Source organism: Thiomonas intermedia (assembly GCF_002028405.1).
Taxonomy (GTDB): Bacteria; Pseudomonadota; Gammaproteobacteria; order Burkholderiales; family Burkholderiaceae_C; genus Thiomonas; species Thiomonas intermedia.
This window is the reverse complement of sequence record NZ_CP020046.1, coordinates 3111749-3136482: the sequence shown is the minus strand read 5'-3', so window position 1 is coordinate 3136482 and position 24734 is coordinate 3111749. Positions and strand designations below refer to the sequence as shown.

General features: G+C 62.8%; 22 protein-coding genes and 1 tRNA gene. 10 read left to right on the top strand and 13 right to left on the bottom strand.

The window, feature by feature from the left end; translation table 11 throughout:
* Positions 1–47: 47 nt before the first annotated feature.
* On the bottom strand, positions 48–251 hold the full coding sequence (locus BVH73_RS14620) for a cold-shock protein (RefSeq protein WP_055450940.1): 204 nt from the start codon (positions 249–251) through the stop codon (positions 48–50).
* A 370-nt stretch (positions 252–621) separates the two neighbouring features.
* Here BVH73_RS14620 and BVH73_RS14615 point away from each other — a divergent pair, with 370 nt between their 5' ends.
* From BVH73_RS14615 to BVH73_RS14600, 4 genes are all read left to right on the top strand, one after another.
* Positions 622–1593 (top strand): bifunctional riboflavin kinase/FAD synthetase, encoded by a 972-nt coding sequence (locus BVH73_RS14615; RefSeq protein ID WP_079419885.1) that lies wholly within the window; start codon positions 622–624, stop codon positions 1591–1593.
* A 122-nt stretch (positions 1594–1715) separates the two neighbouring features.
* Positions 1716–4595 carry an isoleucine--tRNA ligase gene (ileS, locus tag BVH73_RS14610; RefSeq protein ID WP_079419883.1) on the top strand — a complete coding sequence of 960 codons (2880 nt, stop codon included), beginning with the start codon at positions 1716–1718 and terminating at the stop codon, positions 4593–4595.
* Between the two features lie 8 nt (positions 4596–4603).
* Positions 4604–5131 carry a signal peptidase II gene (gene lspA / locus BVH73_RS14605; protein ID WP_079419881.1) on the top strand — a complete coding sequence of 176 codons (528 nt, stop codon included), beginning with the start codon at positions 4604–4606 and terminating at the stop codon, positions 5129–5131.
* Between the two features lie 137 nt (positions 5132–5268).
* Entirely contained in the window at positions 5269–6078 is an 810-nt protein-coding gene (locus BVH73_RS14600) for a DUF2189 domain-containing protein (RefSeq protein WP_079419878.1), read from the top strand.
* Between the two features lie 97 nt (positions 6079–6175).
* Here the strand turns inward: BVH73_RS14600 and BVH73_RS14595 are convergent, their stop codons facing one another.
* On the bottom strand, positions 6176–7792 hold the full coding sequence (locus BVH73_RS14595; RefSeq protein WP_079419876.1) for a peptide chain release factor 3: 1617 nt from the start codon (positions 7790–7792) through the stop codon (positions 6176–6178).
* A gap of 183 nt (positions 7793–7975) precedes the next feature.
* Between BVH73_RS14595 and dnaQ the strand changes: the two genes are divergently transcribed.
* Together dnaQ and BVH73_RS14585 are read left to right on the top strand one after the other, a co-directional pair.
* A complete protein-coding gene (gene dnaQ / locus BVH73_RS14590) occupies positions 7976–8695 on the top strand; it encodes a DNA polymerase III subunit epsilon (protein WP_079419873.1) in 720 nt (239 codons plus the stop codon).
* A gap of 70 nt (positions 8696–8765) precedes the next feature.
* A tRNA-Val gene (locus tag BVH73_RS14585) sits at positions 8766–8840 on the top strand.
* Between the two features lie 322 nt (positions 8841–9162).
* Here the strand turns inward: BVH73_RS14585 and BVH73_RS14580 are convergent.
* On the bottom strand, positions 9163–9966 hold the full coding sequence (locus BVH73_RS14580; RefSeq protein WP_079419870.1) for an exodeoxyribonuclease III: 804 nt from the start codon (positions 9964–9966) through the stop codon (positions 9163–9165).
* Positions 9967–10140: 174 nt separating this feature from the next.
* On the opposite strand from BVH73_RS14580, the gene BVH73_RS14575 reads away from it, so the two are divergent.
* On the top strand, positions 10141–10761 hold the full coding sequence (locus BVH73_RS14575) for a DUF4124 domain-containing protein (protein WP_154048508.1): 621 nt from the start codon (positions 10141–10143) through the stop codon (positions 10759–10761).
* Between the two features lie 93 nt (positions 10762–10854).
* Here BVH73_RS14575 and BVH73_RS14570 read toward each other — a convergent pair whose 3' ends face one another.
* Positions 10855–11298: a DUF2844 domain-containing protein gene (locus BVH73_RS14570; RefSeq protein WP_079419865.1), complete on the bottom strand. Its 444-nt coding sequence runs from the start codon at positions 11296–11298 to the stop codon at positions 10855–10857.
* 224 nt (positions 11299–11522) lie between these two features.
* On the bottom strand, positions 11523–12071 hold the full coding sequence (locus BVH73_RS14565; RefSeq protein WP_079419863.1) for an acetate uptake transporter: 549 nt from the start codon (positions 12069–12071) through the stop codon (positions 11523–11525).
* A gap of 243 nt (positions 12072–12314) precedes the next feature.
* Between BVH73_RS14565 and BVH73_RS14560 the strand changes: the two genes are divergently transcribed.
* A complete protein-coding gene (locus BVH73_RS14560) occupies positions 12315–13121 on the top strand; it encodes a sulfite exporter TauE/SafE family protein (protein ID WP_079419860.1) in 807 nt (268 codons plus the stop codon).
* A 134-nt stretch (positions 13122–13255) separates the two neighbouring features.
* Positions 13256–13744 (top strand): hypothetical protein, encoded by a 489-nt coding sequence (locus tag BVH73_RS14555; RefSeq protein ID WP_079420681.1) that lies wholly within the window; start codon positions 13256–13258, stop codon positions 13742–13744.
* A gap of 21 nt (positions 13745–13765) precedes the next feature.
* Here the strand turns inward: BVH73_RS14555 and rimO are convergent, their stop codons facing one another.
* From rimO to BVH73_RS14520, 7 genes are all read right to left on the bottom strand, one after another.
* Positions 13766–15166 (bottom strand): 30S ribosomal protein S12 methylthiotransferase RimO, encoded by a 1401-nt coding sequence (gene rimO / locus BVH73_RS14550; RefSeq protein ID WP_079419858.1) that lies wholly within the window; start codon positions 15164–15166, stop codon positions 13766–13768.
* Between the two features lie 47 nt (positions 15167–15213).
* Positions 15214–15759: a polyhydroxyalkanoate synthesis repressor PhaR gene (gene phaR / locus BVH73_RS14545; RefSeq protein ID WP_079419856.1), complete on the bottom strand. Its 546-nt coding sequence runs from the start codon at positions 15757–15759 to the stop codon at positions 15214–15216.
* 110 nt (positions 15760–15869) lie between these two features.
* The gene (gene phbB, locus BVH73_RS14540; RefSeq protein WP_079419853.1) at positions 15870–16610 is read right to left on the bottom strand and encodes an acetoacetyl-CoA reductase; all 741 of its coding nucleotides are present in this window, start codon (positions 16608–16610) and stop codon (positions 15870–15872) included.
* Positions 16611–16653: 43 nt separating this feature from the next.
* Positions 16654–17832: an acetyl-CoA C-acetyltransferase gene (locus BVH73_RS14535; protein WP_079419849.1), complete on the bottom strand. Its 1179-nt coding sequence runs from the start codon at positions 17830–17832 to the stop codon at positions 16654–16656.
* Positions 17833–17885: 53 nt separating this feature from the next.
* The gene (phaC, locus tag BVH73_RS14530) at positions 17886–19619 is read right to left on the bottom strand and encodes a class I poly(R)-hydroxyalkanoic acid synthase (protein ID WP_079419847.1); all 1734 of its coding nucleotides are present in this window, start codon (positions 19617–19619) and stop codon (positions 17886–17888) included.
* A gap of 119 nt (positions 19620–19738) precedes the next feature.
* Positions 19739–20596: a peptidoglycan editing factor PgeF gene (gene pgeF / locus BVH73_RS14525; protein WP_079419845.1), complete on the bottom strand. Its 858-nt coding sequence runs from the start codon at positions 20594–20596 to the stop codon at positions 19739–19741.
* 17 nt (positions 20597–20613) lie between these two features.
* Positions 20614–21639, bottom strand: coding sequence for an RluA family pseudouridine synthase (locus BVH73_RS14520; protein WP_079419843.1), 1026 nt, complete (start codon positions 21637–21639; stop codon positions 20614–20616).
* Positions 21640–21698: 59 nt separating this feature from the next.
* Here BVH73_RS14520 and BVH73_RS14515 point away from each other — a divergent pair, with 59 nt between their 5' ends.
* Positions 21699–22520 carry an outer membrane protein assembly factor BamD gene (locus tag BVH73_RS14515; protein ID WP_079419840.1) on the top strand — a complete coding sequence of 274 codons (822 nt, stop codon included), beginning with the start codon at positions 21699–21701 and terminating at the stop codon, positions 22518–22520.
* A gap of 28 nt (positions 22521–22548) precedes the next feature.
* Here the strand turns inward: BVH73_RS14515 and yoaA are convergent, their stop codons facing one another.
* Positions 22549–24582, bottom strand: a complete 2034-nt coding sequence (yoaA, locus tag BVH73_RS14510) for a DNA repair helicase YoaA (protein WP_079419838.1) — start codon at positions 24580–24582, stop codon at positions 22549–22551.
* Positions 24583–24734 lie beyond the last annotated feature (152 nt).

Below are 24734 nucleotides of genomic sequence, written 5' to 3'. Positions count from 1 at the left end.
CGGTTGATTTTGCGGCACCCAGCCGAGGCTAAGGCGCAGCAACCCGCTTACAGCGGGCGAATGGCAGAAGCCTGCGGACCCTTCGGGCCGGCCTTCACCGTGAACTCAACGCGTTGGTTTTCCTGCAGGGTGCGGAAACCTTTGGCCTGAATTTCAGAAAAATGCGCGAACAGATCTTCGCCGCCTTCATCAGGCTTGATGAAACCAAAGCCCTTGGACTCGTTAAACCATTTCACAGTACCGGTAGCCATGAATCAACCTTTAAAGAAAAAATAGATAAGTGCAAATCTTCAACAAGCCCGGAAAATCACAACTGTGAAACCGTCACAAGCCAATCCAAGCAAACGAAGGACAGGCTCTTGTTTCGACTGCGCTTCAACTATACACGCAAAAAACCAGCGCGCGCGACAATTCGGCGCAGGGCCTACCCCGCATCGGACACCGAGTGTCGCCTGATGTCCAATGGCGCGGAAAATGCACGCTTCGGATGGCCGTCTGCTTAGGTCAGCGTCGTGACGACAGCCTCAATGTAGTGCATCGCGCACCACAAGGCATACGCTGTGACGCGACCGACCGCAGATTCCCAACCACCCCACATGAGCAATCTAAACCACTGTTTTTATGCACGTTTTTCGAGGATTTCATCACAGATTGCTGGCACCACGAACAGCTTTGACCATCGGAAATTTCGATGGCGTGCACCGCGGACACCAAGCGATGTTGCAGCAGTTGGTGCAGACCGCTCGATCTCGGGCGTTGATACCTACGGTCCTTACCTTCGAACCCCATCCACGTGATTTTTTTGCAACACTTCAGGGCCACACCGAGTTTGCTCCCCGCCATATCTCGACCCTGCGTGACAAGTTGTGTGCGCTTCGCGACGCCGGCGTGCAGCAGGTTGTGGTTTTGCGTTTTGACCGAAACCTCGCGGCACTTTCTCCGGCGGATTTTGTCGAGCGCATTGTCCTTGATGGCCTGAAGGCCCAATATGTGCTGGTTGGCGACGATTTTCGTTTTGGCGCCAAACGTGCCGGTGATTTCAGTCAACTGGAGACCCTGTTGCGCCAATCGGGCGCCGAGGCGCAGCAGATGCCTGTGGTGATGGAGACCTCTCTGCGGATATCGAGTTCGGCCGTGCGCGATGCGCTCAAGCGCGGCGATATGGAAGCGGCCGAACGCCTGCTTGGCCGCTCCTATGCCATCTCGGGGCATGTCATGCACGGAGCCAAGCTGGGCAGACAGCTGGGTTTCCCGACCTTGAATCTGCGGTTTGACAGCGCGCGCCCGGCGCTTGGCGGCATTTTTGTTGCCCGTGTCTTCGGCCTGCAGGATTCGCCGCTCCAGGCGGTTGCCAGCCTCGGCACTCGGCCTGCGGTGGAGGCCCAGGGTCGCGTGCTGTTGGAAACTCATGTGTTCGATTGGCGCGGGGATGCCTACGGTAAACTGGTTCGAGTGGACCTATTGCACAAACTGCGCGATGAAGCGCACTACCCGGATCTTGATCAATTGACCGCGGCCATTCAAAAGGACAGCGATCAGGCACGCGCTTGGTTCGCCCAGCTCGCCAGACAGACCACGCGCGACCGAATTTGACGGCGATCTGTCCAACACGCCTCATTCGCCCGCCGCTTGGCGATGGGTCGCCGAGCTGACCTAGCCGTTTTCTCCCATCTGCTGAGCCGTTAGTCGATGGCTTCAGCCCTGCCAAGAATCTCATGGATCAACCCGTTTCTCCCGACGCCGGAAAGCCCGATTACCGGGCCACTTTGAATCTGCCCGACACGCCATTCCCGATGCGCGGCGATTTGCCCAAGCGCGAGCCGCAGTGGATCAAGACCTGGAACGAAGAAGGGCTTTACCAGCGGCTGAGGCTCTCTCGTGCGGGCGCGCCCAAATTCGTGCTTCACGATGGCCCGCCGTATGCGAACGGCCAGATTCACATGGGACATGCGGTCAACAAGATTCTCAAGGACATGATCGTCAAGGCCCGACAGCTCGCCGGTTTCGATGCAGCCTACATCCCCGGTTGGGACTGCCACGGTCTGCCGATCGAGAACGCCATCGAAAAGCAGTTCGGCCGCAATCTGCCCCGCGACGAAATGCAGGCCAAGAGCCGCGCCTATGCCGCCGCACAGATCGACCAGCAAAGGGCAGACTTCAAGCGGCTGGGCGTGCTGGGCGATTGGGACCATCCTTACAGGACGATGGATTTCGTCAACGAAGCGGCTGAAATTCGCGCCTTCAAGCGGGTGATCGAGCGCGGTTTCGTCTATCGCGGGCTGAAGCCGGTCTATTGGTGCTTCGACTGTGGCTCCTCGCTGGCCGAGTTCGAGATTGAGTACGCTGACAAGAAATCTCAGACACTGGATGTCGCTTTCGAGTCGAACGATGGGGCGGCTCTGGCTGCGGCATTCGGGCTGCCTTCGCTTCCCGACGCGGCCAAACCAGCTTTTGCCGTCATCTGGACGACGACGGCATGGACCTTGCCCGCCAATCAGGCCCTCAATCTCAACCCTGAGATCGAGTACGCCCTGGTCGATACGCCGCGCGGCTATCTGGTGCTCGCCGACAGCCTGGTGACCGCCTGTCTGAGCCGCTATGGGCTCGAGGGCGCTGTGGTGGCCACCGCGCCAGGCAAGGCACTCGGGGGGCTGGCATTCCGTCACCCACTGTATGACGTGGATGCCGGTTATCGTCGGCTGTCCCCGGTGTATCTGGCCGACTACGCCACCGCGGACGATGGCACCGGCATCGTTCACTCGTCGCCGGCCTACGGTGTCGACGACTTCAATTCCTGCATCGCACACGGCATGGCGTACGAGGACATCCTCAATCCTGTGCAGGGCGACGGCAGCTACGCCCCGGATTTCCCGCTGTTCGGCGGTCAGAACATCTGGAAGGCGGTGCCTCACATCATCGAGACGTTGCGCGAGGCCGGTCGGCTGATGGCGACCCACACCATCACCCACAGCTACCCGCACTGCTGGCGCCACAAGGTGCCGGTCATCTACCGCGCCGCCGCGCAGTGGTTCATCCGCATGGATGAAGGCGAAGGCGTGTTCACCCAAGACAAGGCACCGAAGACGCTTCGCCAGATGGCGCTCGATGCCATCGAAGACACCAGCTTCTATCCGGAGAATGGCAAGGCCCGCCTGCACGACATGATCGCCAATCGGCCCGACTGGTGCATCAGCCGCCAGCGCAGCTGGGGCGTGCCCATCCCCTTCTTTCTTCACCAGGACAGCGGCGAACTGCATCCCCGCACCATGGACATTCTCGATGTCGCAGCCGAGATGGTGGAGCAAGGCGGCATCGAGGCCTGGAGCAAGGCCAGCGCCACCGCCATCCTAGCCCGCGTGGGGTGCGAGGCTGACGCGGCACACTACACCAAGAGCACCGACATCCTCGAAGTCTGGTTCGATTCCGGCACCACGCACACCACGGTGCTCATGGGCAGTCATGCAGGCGCGGGCCATGCCGAAGGCCCTCAGGCGGACCTCTATCTGGAAGGCCATGACCAACATCGTGGCTGGTTTCATTCCTCCTTGCTCACCTCATGTGCGATGTACGGCCGTGCGCCCTACAAGGGGCTGTTGACCCACGGCTTCACCGTGGACAGCCAGGGCCGCAAGATGAGCAAGTCGCTGGGCAATGGTATCGATCCGCTTCAGACCTGCAACAAGCTCGGGGCCGAGATCATCCGTCTGTGGGTGGCCGCATCCGACTACTCCGGCGACATTGCGGGGGACGACAAGATCCTCGCTCGCGTGGTCGATGGCTATCGCCGCATCCGCAACACCTTGCGATTCCTGCTGGCCAATACCAGCGATTTCGATCCTGCCCAGCATGCCGTACCGCTGAACCAGATGTTCGAGCTCGATCGCTGGGCGCTGGCGCATGCGCAGGGTCTGCAGTCAGTCATTTTGGCGCATTACGACAAGTACGAATTTCACCCGGTCGTGGCCAAGCTCCAGGTCTATTGTTCAGAAGACCTGGGAGCGTTCTATCTCGATGTCCTCAAAGATCGTCTCTACACGACCGCGCCCGACAGTCTCGCGCGCCGAAGCGCGCAGACCGCGCTGTGGCAGATCACGCAAGGCATGCTGCGCTGGATGGCGCCCTTCATGAGTTTCACGGCCGAGGAGACCTGGGCGCTGATCGGCAAGAGCGAAAGCATCTTTACCGAGACCTACTGGCAGTGGCCCGAGCAGCCAGACTGCGCGCCCATACTTGAACAATGGGCGCGCGTCCGAGCCATTCGGGAGGCCGTCAACAAGGAAATCGAAGCTCTGCGCGAACAAGGCCGGATTGGCGCCTCGCTCCAGGCGGAAGTCGACCTTTACGCGCCGCCCGCCGAGCACGCCCTGCTTGCCCGGCTGCAAGACGATCTCCGCTTCGTGCTGATCACCTCCAGGGCCACGCTGCACCCTGGCGAAGGCGATTTGCGCATTGTCGTCGCCCCGACCAGCCACCTTAAGTGCGAGCGCTGCTGGCACTGGCGAGACGATGTCGGCGCCGACCCGGCCCATCCCGGTCTCTGCGCCCGGTGTGTGAGCAATCTGTACGGTGCCGGCGAACCGCGCCATATCGCCTGAGCGTGACCATGCCCTCTGCCCTTTCCCACGCTGCCCTCAACCCACGCCGCTCACCCGTCTGGCCGTGGCTGCTGGTCTCGCTGGTCGTCATTCTTTCGGACCAGTTCAGCAAGGCCTGGGTGCGGCAGACCTTGCCGCTTGACAGCAGCCGTCCGGTCACTGATTTCTTCAACCTCGTCTACATCCACAACCCCGGTGCCGCCTTCTCGTTTCTCGCGAATGCGCCGGGCTGGCAACGCTGGTTCTTTACCGGCCTGAGTCTCGCCGCGTCGGCTTTCATTTTGTGGCTGATGTTCAAAAACCGCGGCAAAACCCTGTTCAGCCTGGGTCTGTCGTTCATTCTCGGCGGGGCCTTGGGCAATGTGATCGACCGAGTGCTCTGGGGCAAGGTCACGGATTTCCTCGACTTTTATCTCACCCTCCACGGCCAGCAGTGGCATTGGCCGGCGTTCAATCTGGCCGACTCGGCCATCTTTGTTGGGGCGGTCCTGCTGATCGTCGACGAGTTCCGGCGCAGTCGTCAGCACCGAGCCTGACGTCACCTTGGATAGGTTTATTGGGATATCACGATAAACACCCCGTGGTATCCCGGGTTGTGCGGCCGTTTGTCGCACCGTAGTCTCCCGTTTGACGGGCTCCCCAAGCAGGCGCCCCACCAAGGAGGAGAACTGGGATGACCCCCGAAGAAGCACAGCGTCACCCGCTGGCGGCGGAAACCCGCACGCGCGTGAGCGTATGCGCGCTGCAATGGAATACCCCCTTTCGATGGCTTGCCGCCGGGTGGCGCGACTTCGCCCGCTGCCCGGTGGTCGGATTGACCTACGGCGTCATCTTCACCGCACTGGGCTGGCTCCTGGCGTGGACCTTGGCCAGCACGCCGGAATACACCTTGATGCTGGCCGCCGGACTGCTGCTGGTCGGCCCCGCTCTGGCCATGGGGTTGATGGAAGCCAGCCGCCGCTGCGAGATCAATCTCAAGGCGCGATTGAATTTCTGCATCCGCTGCTGGTGGCCTCATCGCGGCAGTGTGGCCATCTTCGCCGGATTGCTGCTGGTCATCGAGCTGCTTTGGGGACGCACCGCCCTGGTGGTCTTCGCCCTGTTCTTCGATGCCGGGATGCCCGAGACAGGCGGGGTCCTGCGACTGCTGCTCGACCCTGCCAATCTCACCTTCGTTACGGTCTATCTGGGAGTCGCCCTGCTTTTTGGCGGACTGGTGTTTGCCATCAGTGTGATCTCGATCCCCATGATGCTCGACCGTCCGGTGGACGCCATCACCGCGGCGTTGACCAGCCTGCGGGTCTGCCTCGAACATCCAGTTGCCATGATCTGCTGGGCCGCACTGATCGGCTTCATCAGCCTGCTGGCCATGCTGCCTTTCGGCCTGGGGTGGATCATCGTGCTGCCCGTCATCGGGCACGCCAGCTGGCATGCCTACCGCGGGGTGGTCTGCCCCAGTCTCCAACAGCCTTTGCCCGGCTGATCGAGGGTCAGTTCACGCTAAGGCGACGCTGAACAGGTTCCCGCGATGGCGCGCGCCAGGCTGCGGAAGGGGATGCAAGGCGCAGACAGCAACACGGTCAGGGTTGCATCGACGCCTTGAAGACCTGACCGGCATGCTCGCGCAGGGTATGGAACTGGATCTTGGGAGCCAGTTCCTGCATCACGCGCAACTCGCTTGCGTGCGTCAGCAGCACGGCCGGTGCCTCGACCACGTCGTAGGCAATGCGGTGCGCATTGGCGTCGATGAAGCGCCTGAGCGCCTGCGGATCGTCACAGGTGAACCACCGCGCCATGCGGTACTTACTGCCCTCCATGCGCGCATCCACGCCATACTCCGACTTCAGGCGGTGCTGCACCACGTCGAACTGCAAGGTGCCCACGGCCCCCAGCAGCAGACTGCCGCCGGCCATAGGGCGGAAAACCTGGATCGCCCCTTCCTCGCCCAATTGCTGCAGACCGGTGCGCAACTGTTTGCTGCGCATCGGATCGGCAATCTCGACCGCGCGAAACATCTCGGGTGCGAAAAACGGCAGGCCCGTGAACTGCAGCTCCTCCCCCTCGCTCAGGCTGTCTCCGAGGTGGAGCGTGCCATGATTGGGAATGCCGACGATGTCGCCAGCGAAAGCCTCGTCCAGCAACTCGCGCCGCTGTGACATGAAGGTGACGACGCTGCCAGGACGGATGTCTTTGCCCGTGCGCCCCACCCGGATTTTCATGCCGCGCTCGAAATGCCCCGACACAATACGGACAAAGGCAATGCGGTCGCGGTGGGCCGGGTCCATATTGGCCTGAATCTTGAATACCACGCCGGTGAACGCGCTTTCCTCCGGCTGCACGACGCGCGTGGTCGCGGCACGCGGCAAGGGCGACGGCGCCAGTTCCACAAGCGCATCGAGCACCTCCTGCACGCCGAAGTTATTGATGGCCGAACCAAAGAACAACGGCGACTGGCGTCCGGCGAGAAATTCCGCCGCATCGAAGGCCGGCGCCGCGTCGCGCAGCAAACCGATCTCACCCTGAGCCTGTTCGTAGGCTTGGCCGAAGCGGCGCACCGACTCCGGGTTGTCCAGCCCGGTCAGCATCTGATCGTCGTCCCTCACCCGCTCCTCGCCAGGCCGGAAGACCCGCATGCGGTCGAGGCGCAGGTCGAAGACACCATGGAAGTCGCGCCCCATGCCCACTGGCCAGGTAAACGGGACCACGGCCATGCCCAGGTTGCGCTCGATCTCATCCATCAGATCGAGCGGCTGACGCACCTCGCGGTCCATCTTGTTCACGAAGGTCAGAATGGGCGTGTTGCGCGCCCGGCAGACTTCGAGCAGGCGCAAGGTCTGCTCTTCGACGCCGTTGGCCGCGTCGATCACCATCAACGCAGCATCCACTGCGGTCAGCACCCGGTAAGTATCTTCAGAAAAGTCCTGGTGGCCTGGCGTGTCCAGCAAATTGATCACGCAGTCGCGCCATTCCATCTGCATGACGGACGACGCCACCGAGATGCCCCGCTGCTTTTCGATCTCCATCCAGTCAGAAGTGGCATGGCGGCTGGCCTTGCGCGCCTTCACACTCCCCGCGATCTGAATCGCGCCGGAGAACAGCAACAGCTTCTCGGTCAGCGTGGTTTTGCCCGCGTCCGGGTGGGAAATGATGGCGAAAGTACGCCGCCTGCGGATCTGCTCGGAGTCGTTTGTGCTCATGGTCGGGCCGGCTCGCGGTTCGCGGCGGCTGGCAACTGGGGTAGGCTTTCGGCTGCGCGGCGAGCAATGAGATCAACCCATTCGGCCTCTGATCGAGGCCTCGCGGCTCACCCTAACGCATGCGTTCTGGCCGCCCATCGGGCGGCGCAGCAAAGACACTATTCTGCCTGAGACCTATCCCGCATGACACGCCAAATCGTCCTTGACACCGAGACTACCGGACTCAACCCGGCGAGCGGAGATCGCATCATCGAAGTCGCCGGCGTGGAACTGTTCAACCGCAGGCTCACCGGCAAGCGTTACCACACCTACCTCAACCCGGATCGGGCCAGCCACCCGGACGCCCTCAAAGTCCACGGACTTACCGAAGAATTTCTCTCGGACAAACCCAGGTTTGTGCAGATCGCAGATGGTCTGCTGGAATTCGTACGCGATGCCGAAATCATCATTCACAACGCCCCATTCGACTGCGCATTCCTAGATGCCGAGCTTGAACGGATGAATCTCCCCACGTTCAGAAAACACGTCCCACTGGTCACCGACACCCTGGTCATGGCCAAGTTGCAGTTTCCAGGCAAGTTCAACAATCTCGACGCGCTCTGTAAGCGGTTCGGCATCGACAACGCCCACCGAACCCTGCACGGCGCGCTGCTCGATGCCGAACTCCTCGCCGAGGTCTATCTCAGCCTGACACGGGGACAGGACAGCCTCGTCATTGATCTGGAAACCCCCCAGCAACAATTGACGGTAGCTGCGCGCGCGCTTGATGGCTTTGCCCTGCCCGTTTTCGCGCCCCGTCCGGACGAGCAGGCCGCACATGAATCATTTCTCAGGCTGCTCGACAAGAAGAGCAATGGCAACAGCATCTGGCGCCCACAGCCGGTACAAGACGCCGTGCAATGATCGAAAAAAGTGTGCAATAATTGCCGACTTTGCTGAATGCGATTTCCCAACCAGAGTGGGAACACGATTCGGGCGGTTAACTCAGCGGTAGAGTGCCACCTTCACACGGTGGAAGCCACTGGTTCGATCCCAGTACCGCCCACCAGTTCATTGTTCAGCAAAGTTCACAGAAGGCCGTAAAGCATTAGGAAATCAATGCTTTACGGCTTTTTTTATTCCGTAGCAGTTCACCGCTGTTCTTTGAGATGCCCCGGAAAGCGGGGCAAGATTTGGGGGCATGTCGCGAAGGTACGGGGCAAGCAAAATTTCTCAAGGAGAAAGCATGCCCCTAAGCGACACGCATGGGGCACATGCGTGTAGGGAGTGAACCTATGCCGCTGAACGATTCCGACCAGTTCATTCAGCCATCACATCAAGCAGCCACAATGGCTGCTTTTTTTGTGGGTCACGCTCAGCGCCCTTCCACCTCACGCGTAGTCGATGGTCAGGGGCGCATGATCGGAGAATCGCTGCTCGGTATAGATCCATGCACTTCCAGGCTTGGCATGGGCGGCCAGCGCAGGTGTGGCGAGGTGATAGTCGATTCGCCAGCCCACGTTCTTCGCACGTGCCTGGCCGCGGTTGCTCCACCAGGTGTATCGATCCGGCGCGGGGTCAAGTTGGCGAAACACATCCACATAGCCGACTTCGTCAAGGAGACGCGTCATCCAGGCACGCTCTTCCGGGAGAAAACCGCTGTTCTTGAGGTTGCCCTTCCAGTTCTTGAGATCGATTTCCTTGTGTGCAATATTCACATCGCCGCACAGAAGAACGTCACCAGCCGACTTCAGGGCGCGCAGATGCTCGTAGAAGTCCGCCAGGAAGCGGAACTTCGCGCTTTGACGCTCTTCCGAGCTGGAGCCGGAGGGAAAGTAGACCGACACGATGGACAGGCGCCCACCAGCTGGCCGCTTGTAGATGGCTTCGACATATCGGCCCTCGGCATCAAACTCACCATGACCAAATCCGATACGCACCTCATCGGGTTCGTGCTTCCAGTAGAGGCCAACGCCGCTGTAGCCCGCCTTCTCGGCGTGTTGGAAGGCGGCGCCTGGCAGGGCGCCCAGCGTACGAAGTGCGGGCGTCATGTCGGCATCGAGCGCCTTGAGTTCCTGCACGCACAGCACGTCGGGCCGTGCGTGCTCGCGCAGCCAGCCATCGACACCCTTGTTGGCCGCAGAGCGCACGCCGTTGAGATTGAGAGAAGTCACACGCAAGGGGAAAGGCAACATCGGAGTCATGTCCTCCATTGAAGTCATCGAAAGGCGGGCGAAAGCCCACCGGCGAGGCAGGCGGAAAACCACACGCGGAGTGCCTGTGCAGCCGCAAAGCAAGGCACAATGAGCATCGTCGTCATCTGATGCCACTCCACCGCATTGTTGCAGCAACCCACGTCCCTGCAGTCCATGAAATTGACCGTGTGTCGCCTTCGCCCCGTACTCTTAGGTCTCTTGTTGTGCTTGGCACAGGGGGCGCACGCCGACATCTACCTCTGTCGTGATGCGAACGGTACGCTGGTATCGAGTGATCGCATGACGAACGACTGCCTGACCTACGGCGGCAAGGTGATTGGATCTGACGGCACCGTGCGCCGTCGCATTCTGACGATCAAGGAACAGGCGGCACAGGCCCAGGCGCAAGAGGCCGCGCAAAACCTTGCCAGGCAGCAGCGTGACCGGCAGCGTGAGGATCGCGCGCTCTTGTTGCGTTATCCCAATGAAACTGCGCTCGAAGCGTCTCGAATCAACGACCTGAATCGCCCTCAGACCATGATTCAGGATGCGCGCAAGCAGCTGGAGATGCTGGGTCGCCAGCTCAAGCAACTGCACATCGATGCGCAGTTCTATCCGCAAGGTCCTCTGCCACTGGAATTGCGCACCAAACTGGACGAAAACAAGGTGCTGACCCAGCAGGAGAACGACCTGATCGTGGGCCAGAACGCCGAGATCACGCGGATCAACCGGGAATATGAAACGCTGCGCATCCGGCTCAAGCCGCTCTGGGCCAGAACCACAACGGGCCCGTGAAGAGATTGCTCAAGTCTTGCCCTGCCCTACTCAGGGCCTGCGCTGATCGGCGCTCTTTGAACCCTTGATGGGCTCGAAGAGCGCGGCAAACGCTCAGGGCGCCAACGTATTCGGATCGAAATCCATCGGCATCAAAGCCGGAAGATAGGCAACCCCTTCGTTACCCCAGGGTTGTGTGGCACTTCGGACCACCGCCTGCAGTTCGTGCGCAGCATGACCGTTGTCGGCCGAGGCGTGGGGGAAAAAATGTTGCACCATGGCCTGCGCCTGGACACGTTGCGGCCCGGCCCAGGTGATGGCGAACAGCGACCCATCCGCCCCGATGTACTCTTGCACCGGCATCCCATCCGGGCCCTTTGCGGCGCGGATCTGCAGATTGTCGGGCATGGAGCGCGCCACGATTCTGGCCGAAGCGGTGGGCATGCTCGGGCGTGTGACTTGTGACGGTGGGGTCGGGTTGACTTGGCCCAGACTGGCCCAGGCGAACGGCGCGGACAGGGTCACCACCGCGCCAAGAATGATCCAGCGATTTTTCATGATGTGAACAGGCTCTTGGTCCGAGTGCCCGGTCTGCCAGATCGGGCAGCCGCGCCTCGTGGCAGCGTCCGGCCGAATAGATCTCGGACCGGACGCAGCACTTGTGCCCGAATGCTGCAGTGCAAAACTGACGTAATCCTGAATCAGTTTATGCTGATTCAGGTGTATTCATGTTGCACAACAGCACCGCCCCGGACGCGAGCACACGGTCACATCGCGCATGTTCAAACCGGCAAAACCACCCGGCCCCAGGCTTCGTTAATGATTTCGGCAGCGGCTAGGTAAAACGCCAATGCCGCCGTAATCAACCCCAGATAGCCACCGAAGATGCTCAGACCTCCATTTCCGGTGATTGCACCGGCCGCCAGCAGGAAAAAGGTGGGAACCAGCGCAGTGAAAACAAGCATCAAGGCTCGCCCTTTCTTCCAGGTGGCAATCCACAGATAGGTGGTGAACACACCCCAGAGCAACAGATACCAGCCGACGAACGGGCCGCCGACCCCCTTGGCGAAAAAGTCGACAAACAGCGCGAAACTCCACCAGAAAGCGCCGTACCCGCAAAAGGCCACAAAGCCGAAGCCGTTACCCACGACGGCTTCCATCACACCGGCCACAAACTGGGCAGTTCCGCCAAAGGCAAACGCGGCCGCCAGCACCATCGGCACGTCGGCTCCGGGAAACCAGCCGGCATTCACCATGCTCAATAGCCAGGTCGTCAGGGCGAAACCAGATAATCCCAGTGGAGCGGGATTGATCGCTTTTTTCTCAGCCATTTCATTCTCCTCGTTGTTTTCAGGGAGCACGACGGTTTGCCCGTCATGCGGGCCAGCGTTGTCGTCGACCCGCGCGAAGCATCGGCAATCCGGCTGACGGCTCGCCTACATGTCACAAACTTCTTGCAGGCTTTACGCCTTGTCACCTCAATCACCCGCTGGCGACATCCATCATCGCCTCGCCACAAATCAGCACAAATCCTCACAGACCCCATAAGAGTGTTCTTATATGCTGTGCTCACCATGCTCGCAGACCTGGCCCTGACCCAACATATTCTGTCCGTCATTTCCGGCGCGGCAGTCGGCTTCACGCTTGGCCTGATCGGCGGCGGCGGCTCCATCCTCGCCGTGCCGCTTCTGCTGTATCTGGTCGGCTACCCCAACCCCCATGTGGTCATCGGCACCACCGCACTGGCAGTCTCGATCAACGCTTATCTGAATTTGATTCCGCATGCGCGAGCTGGCAATGTGCGCTGGAAGGAAGCGGTGATCTTCGCCGTGGTCGGTGCCGTGGCGGCCTTCGTGGGCTCCACGCTTGGCAAGGCCGTGGACGGCAAGAAGCTGCTGTTCCTCTTCGCCATCCTGATGCTGGTGATCGCCGCGCTGATGGCTCGCCCCAAGAAGGTCAAGCCCGGCGACCTGGAGGGTCACCCTGGCCAGTTCTCTCTCTGGAAGTTGATTCTGTCAGCCGCGATCGTAGGTACGCTGTCGGGCTTCTTCGGCATTGGCGGCGGCTTTCTCATCGTGCCCGGACTGGTGTTTGCCACCGGCATGCCGATGCTGGCCGCGGTCGGCTCGTCCCTGTTTTCCGTGGGCACTTTCGGCCTGACCACAGCCATCAATTACGCCAGCTCCGGTCTGCTCGACTGGACGGTTGCCGGGCTCTACATCGCCGGAGGCATTGCCGGCGGCGTGTTCGGAGCCCGCCTGGCCACGCATCTGGGCAAGAGCAGCAAGGGAACGCTCAACTTCATTTTCGCGGCCCTGGTGGCGGTGGTGGCCGTCTACATGATTTACAAGAACATGTCGGCCTTCGGCATTCATCTGTGAGATAGCAGCGCGTCGGCAAGCTGACGCGCTGCGCAGATTGATCGCTCGCAATCGCGAACGCAACTTGCTGAGACCGTGAGGGAACCCGGCGGCTGGCTTCTGTTCTGATGGCGCATCTGCTCACAGGAGTCTGCATGCAACGCCGCACTTTCATCATCGCCACCGCCCTGGGGGCCACACTGGCCTGGCCCGGTATGGCCACCGCCACCCCGCTGGGAGCGGGAGACACGCTTCCGCAAACGTCCTTCGAGGATCAACACGGCAAGACAGAGACGTTTCCGGGCGCCGACACCCGGGTCGTGTTGTTCGCGGTGGAGAAAGCGCCTTCAGATGTGGTCAACGACTATCTCACCACGCTGGGCGCGGAGGCCATGCGTCAGCGAGGCATCGTCTTTCTGGCCAACATCAGCGGCATGCCTGGGTTCGTGACACAGACCTTTGCCTTGCCGAAGATGCGTAAGCGGCCTTACGCCATCCTTCTCGCCACCAAGGCGGAACAGTGCGCCTTTATGCCTCACGAGAAAAATGCCGTCACGGTGGTGCAACTGCGCCAGGGCAAAATCACCCAGATCCAATTTGCCCGCGATGCGGCGGCGCTCAAATCCGCCATCGGCGGGAACTGAGCGGCAAGGCGACCGTCTTGTTCAGACCAGTTCGCCCACCAGATCATGCCCGTCCGTGCGAACGATGCGCGCACGGACGAACTGCCCCCCGCTTTGCGCCAGCCGCATCTTGAGCGAGGGTTTGTCGGGCGGGAGAAGATGCACCTTACCGTCGATCTCCGGTGCGTCGGCGTAGGTTCGGCCGACACCGCCCTCGCGGCTCGCCTGATCGACCAAAACCCGCATCACCTGGCCCACGCGCTTCTGCAGCTTGCGGGTGGAAACCTCCTCGGCTACCGCCATGAAGCGAGCGCGGCGTTCCTCACGAACCGCCTCGGGCACAGGGTTTGCGATCGCGTTGGCCGCAGCACCTTCCACCGGCGAATAGGCGAAGCAGCCCACCCGGTCGAGCTCGGCCTCCTGAACGAAATCGAGCAAGGTCTGGAACTCTGCTTCGGTCTCGCCCGGAAATCCCGCGATGAAGGTGGACCGAACCACCAATTCGGGGCAGATCTCGCGCCACCTTGCGATGCGCTCGAGGTTGCGCTCGCCGCTGGCCGGACGCTTCATGCGTTTGAGCACATCCGGATGCGCGTGCTGCAGCGGCACATCGAGATAAGGAAGAATGCGGCCCTGCGCCATGAGGGGCAGAACCTCGTCGACGTGTGGATAGGGATAAACGTAATGCAGCCGCACCCAGGCATCGTGTTCTGCCGCCAACCCGCCCAAGGCATCGACCAGTTCGGTCATGCGGGTGCGTAGGGGACGGCCATCCCAGAACCCGGTGCGGTACTTCACATCCACACCGTAGGCCGAAGTGTCCTGACTGACGACCAGCAGTTCTTTCACCCCGGAGGCAAAAAGCGCGCGCGCCTCGTTCAAAACATCACCTATCGGGCGCGACACCAGATCGCCACGCATGGCCGGGATGATGCAGAAGGTGCAGCGATGATTGCAGCCTTCGCTGATCTTCAGATAGGCAAAATGCTTGGGGGTGAGTTTGATGCCCGCGGCGGGAACGAGATCGACGAAGGGGTCATGCGGCTTGGGCAAGGTGGCATGCACATGGTGCAGCACTTCATCAGTGGCGTGCGGTCCCGTGACCGCGAGCACCTTGGGATGCACTTCGCGCACCAGGTTGTTGCCCGTCGCCGCATCGTTGCGCGCTCCCAGGCATCCGGTGACGATGACCTTGCCGTTTTCGGCCAGAGCCTCGCCAATGGCGTCAAGGCTTTCCTGAACGGCCGCATCGATGAAGCCGCAGGTGTTGACGATGACCAGATCGGCCCCGGCGTAGCTCTTCGAGGTGTCATACCCCTGGGCTCGCAGTTCGGTCAGGATGCGCTCGGAGTCCACCAGCGCCTTGGGGCAACCGAGTGAAACAAAACCGATTTTTGGCGCCGCGGATGCGGCAGGGGACATTGGTGTGAGGGATGTTTCCATCCTGCCATTGTCGCTGAAGCCCACCAGGGATCAGTTCACCGGGGGCTTCACTTCTTGGCCGCAGGCGGCTGGAAAGCGCCGAGCATCTGCTTGGCCTGCTCCTGCATCTGCTCCTGCATCTGCATATACAGATTCTTGCTCTGCTCAAGGTAGTTGCCCATCATGTTTTGCAACATGGGACTCTGCACATTGAGAAACTGGGTCCACGCCTCCGGGTTCAGCGCCGCGTTGTCGTAGACGCCGCGCGACTGTTCGCTCAGCCGGTTCTGGATGTCGATGAAGGCCTGCACATTCTTTTCCAGGTAGCTGCCCATCATGCCCTGCATCGCATGCCCATAGAAACGGATGATCTGCTCGAGCATCACCGTGCTGAACATGGGTACGCCACCGCTTTCCTCCTCCAGAATGATCTGCAGAAGAATGCTCCGGGTCAGGTCTTCCCCCGTCTTGGCATCCTGCACCACGAAGCGCGTGCCGTCCATGACCAGTTGCTTGACGTCACTCAGGGTGATATAGGCGCTGGCCTCGCTGTCATAGAGACGGCGATTGGGGTACTTCTTGATGATGCGCTGAGGAGAATCGGCTTTGGGCATGTCGTTGCAATCCGGTCAGGGAAAAAGGAGCGGGCATGTTTTGGGCCGATTGAACCATATTCCCCGCCCAACGCCACTGTGGCTTGCCCACCCCCTTCCGCCCGGGACTATCAGCTCATGTGCAAGCCACCATTGCAGCTGAACTCGGCGCCTGTGGTGAATCCGGCATCTTCGCTGGCCAGCCACACCACGATCGAGGCGATCTCCTCGGGCGTGCCCAGGCGCTTGACCGGGATGGACGACACGATCTTGTCGAGCACATCCTGACGAATGGCCTTGACCATGTCGGTAAGGATGTAGCCCGGCGAGACGGTATTGACGGTCACCCCCTTGGAGGCCACTTCCAGGGCGAGCGACATGGCAAATCCATGCATGCCCGCCTTGGCCGCGGCGTAATTGGTCTGACCGAACTGACCCTTCTCCCCATTCACCGAAGCGATGTTGATGATGCGGCCCCAGCCCCGCTCGACCATGCCGTCAATCACCTGTTTGGTCACGTTGAACATGGAATAGAGATTGGTGCGCAGCACCAGATCCCAGTCTTCGTAGGTCATTTTGCGCAGCACGGCGTCGCGCGTGATGCCGGCGTTGTTCACCAGAATGTCCACCTGACCGTGCTCGGCAAAGACCTTCTGGAAAGCCGCCTTGGTCGACTCCCAGTCGGCCACATTGCCCTCGGAGGCGTAGACGTCGAAACCCTGGGCGCGCATGGCCTCCAGCCAACTCTCCTTGCGGCTTGAATGGGGTCCACAACCCGCGATCACCTTGTGTCCGGCTTCACACAGCCGTTTGCAGATCCCGGTGCCGATGCCCCCCATGCCGCCCGTGACGTAAGCCACTTTCTTGTTCATGCCATTCTCCTCGTTTTGGTTTCTGATGGATCGATATCCGGCATCACCGCTCCAGCGCCATGGCCACGCCCATGCCGCCGCCTATGCACAGCGAGGCCAGGCCCTTCTTGGCATCGCGCCGGTTCATTTCATGCAATAGCGTCACCAGAATGCGGCAACCACTGGCGCCAATCGGGTGGCCGATGGCAATGGCCCCGCCGTTGACGTTGACCTTGGCCGTATCCCACCCCATCTGCTGGTTCACGGCAATGGCCTGTGCGGCGAAGGCCTCGTTGATCTCCATGAGGTCGAGTTCCTGCGGCGTCCAACCGGCGCGCGACAGGCAACGCGTGGACGCCGGAACCGGCCCCATGCCCATATAGGCCGGATCGAGACCGGCGTTGGCATAGGCGCGGATGGTTGCAAGCGGCTTGAGGCCGAGTTCGGCGGCGCGCCTGGCCGTCATGACCACCACCGCAGCGGCGCCATCGTTGAGGCCGGAGGCATTGCCCGCGGTGACCGAACCGGTCTTGTCGAACGCGGGGCGCAGACCGCCGAGGCTTTCCGCCGTCACACCATGACGCACGAATTCGTCGGTGGCGAAGGCCATCGGATCGCCCTTCTTCTGCGGCAGCATCACCGGCACGATTTCATCGGCAAAGCGCCCGGCCTTCTGGGCCGCCTCGGCCTTGTTCTGGCTGGCCGCGGCGAAGGCATCCTGCATCTCGCGGGTGACGCCATATTTCTTGGCCACATTCTCGGCCGTGGTGCCCATGTGGTACTGGTTGAACGCATCCCAGAGGCCATCGACGATCATGGTATCGATCAGTTTCCAGTCGCCCATGCGCTGGCCCTCGCGCGACCCCGGCAGGACATGCGCCGAAGCGCTCATGTTCTCCTGGCCGCCGGCCACCACGATGTCGGCATCGCCATCGCGGATGGCCTGTGCCGCCAGCATCACGGCCTTCAGGCCGGAGCCGCAGACCTTGTTGATGGTCATCGCGGGCACCATGTCGGGCAGTCCCGCCTTGATGCTGGCCTGCCGGGCCGGATTCTGGCCGCACCCCGCCTGCAACACCTGGCCAAAGATGACTTCGGAGACCTGCCCTGGTTCCAGATTGGCGCGAACCACGGCCTCCTGAATGACCCGCGCGCCCAGATCGACGGCCGACACTTTCGAGAGCGAGCCCCCGAATTTCCCCACCGCCGTGCGCACGGCGGACACGATGACGATATCAGTCATGATCGAATTTCCTTTGGATTGAATGGATCGCCCGCCCGGCCTCAGCCGCCGGATCAGGCTCGCACCTTGACGTAGCGCCCCGGTGCCGGTTCGATGCCTTTATAGCGCGCATTGCCGGGCTTCTTTGGCGCGGCGATTTCAGGCCCTGCCTGCTTGTCCAGCCATTTCGCCCAATCGGTCCACCAGCTTCCTGGCTGCTCCGATGCCGCGTCAAGCCAGTCTTGCGCCTTCGATGGCAGCTTGCGCTGCCCTGCGGGCGACGTCCAATGGCTGCGCTTGTTGCGTTTGGCCGGATTGATGACCCCGGCAATATGCCCGGAAGCCCCGAGCACGAAGCGCATCGGCCCGCCCAGTATCTGGGTGGTTTCATAGGCCGTCTTCCAGGGCACGATGTGATCTTCGCGAGAGGCGTACACATAGGCCGGCAGCTTGAGGGCCTGCAGATTCAAAGGCGTTGCGGCGATGGTGAGCGCGCCAGGTTGCCGCATCTTGTTTTCGAGGTAGGTGTTGCGCAAATACCAGGCAAACAAGGGCCCCGGCAGATTGGTCGAGTCGGCATTCCAGTACAGCAGATCGAAGGGTGGCGGGGTTTCTCCCTTCAGGTAATTGCCGACGACATAGTTCCAGACCAGATCATTCGGTCGCAGGCTGGAAAAGGCCGAAGCCAGTTCGCGCCCCGTCATCAGCCCGCCCTGCCCCAGGGTGGCTTCGCGCAGGGCGACCGACGCCTCGTCGATATAGACGCCCAGAACCCCCGTGTCGCTGAAATCGAGCATCGTGGTGAGCAGAGTGACGCTGTGCGCGCACGATTCGCCCCGGGCCTGCAACACGGCCAGCGCATTGGCCAGCAGGGTGCCCCCGACGCAGAATCCCAGCGTGTTGATCGAACCCTCACTGTGCTGCGCGGCGACGTCGCGCACCACCGACATCGCGCGGATCACGCCGTCCTGCACATAGTCGTCCCAGGTCAGATGCCCCATGCCGGCGTCCGGGTTGCGCCACGACACGACGAAGGTGCGATGCCCCTGCTCCACGGCAAACCGCACCAGGGAGTTGTCGGGCTGCAGATCGAGGATGTAGTACTTGTTGATCGAGGGCGGCACGAACAGCAGCGGCCGCGCATGCACGCGCCCGGTCAGCGGCGCGTATTCGATGAGCTGGAACAGCGCGTTCTCGAAAATCACCTGCCCGGCCGTGGTCGCCACGTTGCGCCCCACTTCGAAGACCGATTCATCGGTCTGGGTCAGACGGCCCTGCTTCAGATCACGAAGCCAGTTGTCCACCCCGGCGCGCAGGCTTTCCCCCTGCGTCTGCACGGCTTTGGCGAGCGCCTCGGGATTGAGGGCGAGAAAATTGGACGGCGCGGCCGCATCGACCCACTGCTGCACCGCGAATCGCAGCTTCTGCCGCGTCGCTTCATCGGCCTGCACGCTATCGGCCAGATCAAACAGGGCGCGCGCGCCCAGCAGATAAAGCGCCGCGGTGTAACGCGACACCCGGTTCTCGCCCCAGGCCCCATGGGAGAACCGCCGGTCAGCCTCCAGCGCTGAGGCCTCGCCGCCCGTTTCGGCCTGCAGAAGGCTGCTCCACAATTGGCGGAACTCATCCAGATAACGCTGCTGCAGAGTGCGCAGCCGTTCCGGCTCGATCTGGACGGTCGCTGCTTGAGTCGCCTCGCCCAGCAACCCCGACCACCGCTGCGGCGCCTCGGCCCAGGCAGCCCAGAAATCGGCCGGGCCCGTGAATGACGGCGGTGCCGCGCGGCCCGTCGAAGTGGAATATGCCATGGGGAGTTGAGACGGCGGGAGGAGAGGGAAGAGTCGCCGACTCGGAGAATCGGCGACCAGTCACGGCATTCTTGAACACGCCGCAAGCCCTGTCAACGGCGCTTGTGCGACAGGCCCCGCTACTCCACCCAGATGCAGCCCGCCTGTCGGCCCGTGATCGGTTGACGGCGATAGGAATAGAAGCGTTGCGCAAGGCCCAAGGTGCAGAGCCCGCCACCCGCCACATGCTCCGCCAGCACACCGGCCGTCTGCAGCCGAATCCGGGCGAGTGCCCAGAGATCGGCCCACCATTTCCCTGGCCTTCCTGGCGTGAACGCCCCCGACGTCTGCGGGTGCCAACTCACGAACGCCGCCCTCACTTCATCGCCGACCTCGAACGCCGCAGGCCCGATTGCCGGACCCAGGGCCACCTGCACCTCGGCCGCATCGCATCCGGCGCGCGTGCAGACCGACTCAAGCGCGGCCTCCAGCACGCCCCCGGCCAGTCCGCGCCAGCCCGCATGGGCCGCCGCGACCGCTCGCCCCTGCGGCGCGGCAAACAGCACCGGCAGACAATCCGCCACCAGAACGGTGGCGGCGATGTGTGCCCGGGTGGTGCAGGCGGCGTCGGCCACAGGCTCCGGCGAATGGCCATCTGACAGGTCGAGATCGGCCACCGCCACGCCATGCACCTGCTGCAGATAGAGCGGCTCGGCACCGCGGAGCGCCTTGCGCAGCAACAGCCGGTTCTGCGCAACGGCGGACGGTGCGTCCGCCACATGAGTGCCCAGATTCATGCCCAGGCCCGGCGCGGCGGCGGCACCGCCGTAGTCCCCGGCACTCACCCCGCCCACGCGACTGGTGAACACTGCGCGAACCCGCGGGTTGCCGGGCCACACGACCTGCAGCCACGGTGCCTGGTCGAACGCGGGATCAAGCGCCCGTACCGCAGACAGCGATTCGGGCATGAAGTCCTTCAAGATCGGCGTTTGCGACATTCGCTTGTCCAAGGTTTTCACCAGCTTCGCGGATCGATCTCGTCCGGCTCGCCGCCGCACAGCGCCCAGAAATCGGCGATGTCGTCGGGGATGGGCGCGACGTGATCGAGCGGCTTGTCGCCGATGGGATGCAGAAAGGCCAGGCGCGCGGCATGCAGTGCCTGGCGGCCCAGCGGCAGATCGGGCCGCGCCCGCCCGCCGTAAACCGGATCGGCCACCATCTCCAGCTTGGCAAACTGCAGATGCACCCGAATCTGGTGGGTTCGGCCGCTGTGCAGCTTGCAGCGCAGCGCCGTCAGTGGGCCCCAGTCGGTATCCAGTTCGGCCAGGGGTGTGAAATCGGTGCGCGCGGGCTTGCCGCCCTGGACCACCGCCATGCGCAGGCGATCGCGCGGATGGCGGCCGATGGGCGCATCGACGTTGAACGCACGCCCCACCGATCCCCAGGCCAGCGCGAGATACTGCCGCTGCAGGGTGCGGGCCTGCAGTCGCCGCACCAGTTCGGTCTGCGCCTCCAGCGTGCGCGCCGTGACCATCAAGCCGCTGGTGTCCTTGTCCAGTCGATGGACGATGCCCGCGCGGGGCAGACAGGCGGTCTCGGGATACCGGGCCAGCAGGCCGTTGAGCAAGGTGCCGCTCCAGTTGCCCGCCGCCGGGTGCACCACCAGCCCGGCCGGCTTGTTGAGAATGGCCAGATCAACATCTTCATACACCACGTTCAGCGGCACATCCTCGGCAGCGAACGCCGTCTCTTCCGGCAGATCGGGCACGGCGATGTGCAGGGCCGCGCCTGGCAGCGCCTTGTCCCGCACACCCGCGACTTTTCCGTCCATGCGAACCAGACCCGCGTCGCACCACTGCTGCAGGCGGCTGCGCGAATACTGGCTGAACAGCGCGGCGAGAACCTTGTCGAGCCGCTGCCCGGCATCGGTCTCGGGCACCACGGCTTGCAGCACCTTGGTGACGGCTGCGTCGTCTTCGTCGAGATCGGTTTCGGGCTCTGCCGCGGTGCGTTGGGGGGAATGAGGGGAAGGAGGGGTCATGTGGGGCGAGCAAGGGCTCCCTATAATCTGCGAGCTTTACACCACCCTGGGCGATTGATATGCGTGTTGCGTTGTACCGTCTCTGGACGCTGCGATTGTTGGGCACCGCGGCGGCGGCCGTGCTGCTGGGACTTGCAGGCTGTGCCACCTCGCCGTCGAAAGACGAGACCCTGGGTTGGTCTTCGGCCAAATTGTATGCAGAGGCCAAGGACGAGATGAACAGCGGCAACACCGACAAGGGTGTGAAGCTGTACGAGAAGCTCGAGTCGCGCTATCCCTACGGGCTGCTAGCGCAGCAGGCGCTGATCGAGATCGCCTACGGCAACTACAAGCAAGGCGAGCGCGCCCAGGCCCTGGCTGCCGCTGATCGCTTTCTCAAGCTCTACCCCAACAACCCCTATACCGACTATGTGCTCTATCTGAAGGGCCTGATCAACTTCAACACCGATCAGGGCTGGTTCTCCTTCCTGTCGGATCAGAAGCTGTACGAGCGCGATCAGGCTGCCGCGAAACAGTCCTTCGAAAGCTTCAAGGAACTCGTGACCCGCTTCCCCGACAGCAAGTACGCACCCGACGCCCGCCAGCGCATGCGCTACATCGTCAACTCGCTGGCCGAGTATGAAACGCACGTCGCGCTGTTCTATTACCGCCGCGGGGCCTATGTGGCCGCCGCCGATCGGGCCCAGCGCGCCATCGAGCACTATCAGAACGCACCCGCCAATCAACTGGCCCTGGCCATCCTGGTCGACGCCTACGGCAAACTGGGCATGACCCAGTTGCGCGACGATGCCCAGCGCGTGCTCAAGCTCAACTATCCGCAAAGCACCTATCTCACCGAAGGTCTGCCCGCACGCGACGAGCCTTTCTGGAAGCTCTGGTAAGCGTGGACTCAGATGCGGCGGCTCAAGGTCACCGCATCTGCTGCAGAAAGGCCTGCGCATCGGCGGTCTGGGTCACCCGCGTGAACGGCGGCAGGCTTGCGAGCAACTGACGGCCCCAGCCCGTGGCGGTCAGGCGGCGGTCACACACCACCAGCACGCCGCGGTCGCTTTCGGTGCGAATCAGGCGCCCTGCTCCCTGCTGCAGCGACAGCGCCGCCTGGGGCATGCTGTAGTCGGAAAAACCGCTGCGTCCCTCGGCCTCAATCTGCTTGAGACGTGCCGCGGTCAACGGGTCATCCGGCGGGGCGAACGGCAGCTTGTCGATGATCACCAGGGTCAGGCGATCACCGGGCAGATCCACTCCCTCCCAAAAACTCTGGCTGCCGACAAGAACCGACTGCGACGTTCTGGCAAACCGGTCGAGCAAGGCCGCCTTGGATTCGTCGAACTGCTCCAGCACCGTCCGGCCGGGCAGCAGCGCGCGGAGAGTCTGCGCGATCAGCTTGGCGGCCCTCAGTGTGGTGGTGAGCACGAAGGTGCCGCCACCATTGTTGGCCGCAAGCTGGGCCGCGAGCGCAGCCACCGACTCTGAATGGCCCGGCTGATTCGGCAGCGGCAGATCCTGGGGGACCAGCAGCCGCCCTTGTTCGGCATAGTCGAACGGACTGGCCACGCGCAATTCGCGGCAGCGCGGCGCCACCCCGTCTTCCACCGGCGCGCAGCCGCCCTGCTCCGGGGTCAGCCCAAGCGCGGCGCGGGCGTGGCGAAAGCTGCCGCCCACGCTCAAGGTCGCCGAGGTGAAGATCCAGGCCTGGCTGCGCTGGGCCAGCAGCGCGGCGAAGGCCGGCGCAATCGACAGCGGCGCCGCCTGCAGACGCAGATGGGCGCTGCCCACGTCGGCCCAGCGCACCTGCGCGGCCTCATCCGCCTCGTCGCCATCGGACGAGGCGGTCTGCCAACGGGAGAATGCCTCGTGCAGGCCGGTGCAGCGATCCATCAGCCGCTCGAATTCGGGCGCTGCCTCGGTATGCGCCGACAGCACTTGCGCGGTGTGCGCCAAGCGGACCTGCAGATCGTGCATGGCCACATCCCAGCCTGGCAGATCGAGAACCTGGGGCTGACTCAGCCGCCCCGGATTCGGCGGTGCCGCCAGACGCAGATCGCGCGCGGCACGCTCCAGCGATGCGCTGAGCATCTGCCAGTCGGCCAGGCCCTTGGCGTGCTGCAGCCCGGCGGCCAGCAGATCGCGGCTGAGATCGACGACCTGCGCCGTGCCGCAGCGGGCGCCGAGAAACTGCACCCCGATCTCGGCGAGCTGGTGGGCCTCGTCGAGTATGAGGGTGTCGGCGGTCGGCAGCAATTCGTTCACGCCTTCGCCGCGTAGCGCCAGATCGGCGAAAAACAGATGGTGGTTGATGATCACCACGTCGGAAGCCAGGGCCTCGCGGCGGGCTTTCATCACAAAGCAGGCCTTGTAGTCCGGGCAATCGGCCCCCAGGCAGTTGTCGGTCGTGGAGGTGACGAGAAAGTTGAGCGCCGAGTTTTCCTCCAGCCCGGACAGGGCCGACAGATCACCGCGCGCATCGCTGCGGGCAAACTGCTCGATGCGCCGCAACTGCGCATGCGCATGGCGCCCGTGCACCCACTCCGCGGCACGCTGCAAGCGGTAGAGGCACACATAGTTGGAACGGCCCTTGAGCACGCAGGTGCTCACCGCCGCCCCCAGTGCGCGGCGCGCGGCGGGGAGATCTTTCTGATCGAGCTGATCCTGCAGATTGCGCGTGGCCGTGGAAATGATCACGCGCCCGCCATGCAGCAGCACGGGAATGAGGTAGGCCAGCGTCTTGCCGGTGCCCGTGCCGGCCTCGGCCATGAGGATGGCGCGATCGGCGATGGCATCGGCCACGGCCATGGCCAGCGCGCGCTGGCCCTCCCGCACCGACCATTGCGGCAGCTCCGTCTGCAGCGGGCTTCCGGGCGAGAACAAGGCATCGCAATGCTCGGCCAGCGCCGTGACCGACCCGGACCGCGCCTCTTGCGAAACTGCGGAATCAGCAACCATGCGAACCCAGGCGCTGGTGCCCCGAAGGACTGGCCGTCCTTTGCGCGACAGCCTTGGGGCCAGCGGCAGCCAAGCGCGCGGCCGATCGGCGCAGGCGCGGCCAGGCGTGCCCCCTAGAATCCCGTGTCAGCAACTCTTTGTCCATACCTACC

Bases quoted from the DNA above. Each gene is read 5' to 3' on its own strand.
- BVH73_RS14560 (WP_079419860.1), top strand. From the start codon at position 12,315: ATGCTCGCAGACCTGGCCCTGACCCAACATATTCTGTCCGTCATTTCC.
- BVH73_RS14515 (WP_079419840.1), top strand. From the start codon at position 21,699: ATGCGTGTTGCGTTGTACCGTCTCTGGACGCTGCGATTGTTGGGCACC.
- rimO (WP_079419858.1), bottom strand. From the start codon at position 15,166: ATGGAAACATCCCTCACACCAATGTCCCCTGCCGCATCCGCGGCGCCA.
- BVH73_RS14555 (WP_079420681.1), top strand. From the start codon at position 13,256: ATGCAACGCCGCACTTTCATCATCGCCACCGCCCTGGGGGCCACACTG.
- BVH73_RS14535 (WP_079419849.1), bottom strand. From the start codon at position 17,832: ATGACTGATATCGTCATCGTGTCCGCCGTGCGCACGGCGGTGGGGAAA.
- BVH73_RS14595 (WP_079419876.1), bottom strand. From the start codon at position 7,792: ATGAGCACAAACGACTCCGAGCAGATCCGCAGGCGGCGTACTTTCGCC.
- BVH73_RS14575 (WP_154048508.1), top strand. From the start codon at position 10,141: ATGAAATTGACCGTGTGTCGCCTTCGCCCCGTACTCTTAGGTCTCTTG.
- ileS (WP_079419883.1), top strand. From the start codon at position 1,716: ATGGATCAACCCGTTTCTCCCGACGCCGGAAAGCCCGATTACCGGGCC.
- phaR (WP_079419856.1), bottom strand. From the start codon at position 15,759: ATGCCCAAAGCCGATTCTCCTCAGCGCATCATCAAGAAGTACCCCAAT.
- BVH73_RS14615 (WP_079419885.1), top strand. From the start codon at position 622: ATGCACGTTTTTCGAGGATTTCATCACAGATTGCTGGCACCACGAACA.
- BVH73_RS14580 (WP_079419870.1), bottom strand. From the start codon at position 9,966: ATGTTGCCTTTCCCCTTGCGTGTGACTTCTCTCAATCTCAACGGCGTG.
- BVH73_RS14600 (WP_079419878.1), top strand. From the start codon at position 5,269: ATGACCCCCGAAGAAGCACAGCGTCACCCGCTGGCGGCGGAAACCCGC.
- phaC (WP_079419847.1), bottom strand. From the start codon at position 19,619: ATGGCATATTCCACTTCGACGGGCCGCGCGGCACCGCCGTCATTCACG.
- lspA (WP_079419881.1), top strand. From the start codon at position 4,604: ATGCCCTCTGCCCTTTCCCACGCTGCCCTCAACCCACGCCGCTCACCC.
- BVH73_RS14565 (WP_079419863.1), bottom strand. From the start codon at position 12,071: ATGGCTGAGAAAAAAGCGATCAATCCCGCTCCACTGGGATTATCTGGT.
- BVH73_RS14520 (WP_079419843.1), bottom strand. From the start codon at position 21,639: ATGACCCCTCCTTCCCCTCATTCCCCCCAACGCACCGCGGCAGAGCCC.
- yoaA (WP_079419838.1), bottom strand. From the start codon at position 24,582: ATGGTTGCTGATTCCGCAGTTTCGCAAGAGGCGCGGTCCGGGTCGGTC.
- BVH73_RS14570 (WP_079419865.1), bottom strand. From the start codon at position 11,298: ATGAAAAATCGCTGGATCATTCTTGGCGCGGTGGTGACCCTGTCCGCG.
- BVH73_RS14620 (WP_055450940.1), bottom strand. From the start codon at position 251: ATGGCTACCGGTACTGTGAAATGGTTTAACGAGTCCAAGGGCTTTGGT.
- dnaQ (WP_079419873.1), top strand. From the start codon at position 7,976: ATGACACGCCAAATCGTCCTTGACACCGAGACTACCGGACTCAACCCG.
- phbB (WP_079419853.1), bottom strand. From the start codon at position 16,610: ATGAACAAGAAAGTGGCTTACGTCACGGGCGGCATGGGGGGCATCGGC.
- pgeF (WP_079419845.1), bottom strand. From the start codon at position 20,596: ATGTCGCAAACGCCGATCTTGAAGGACTTCATGCCCGAATCGCTGTCT.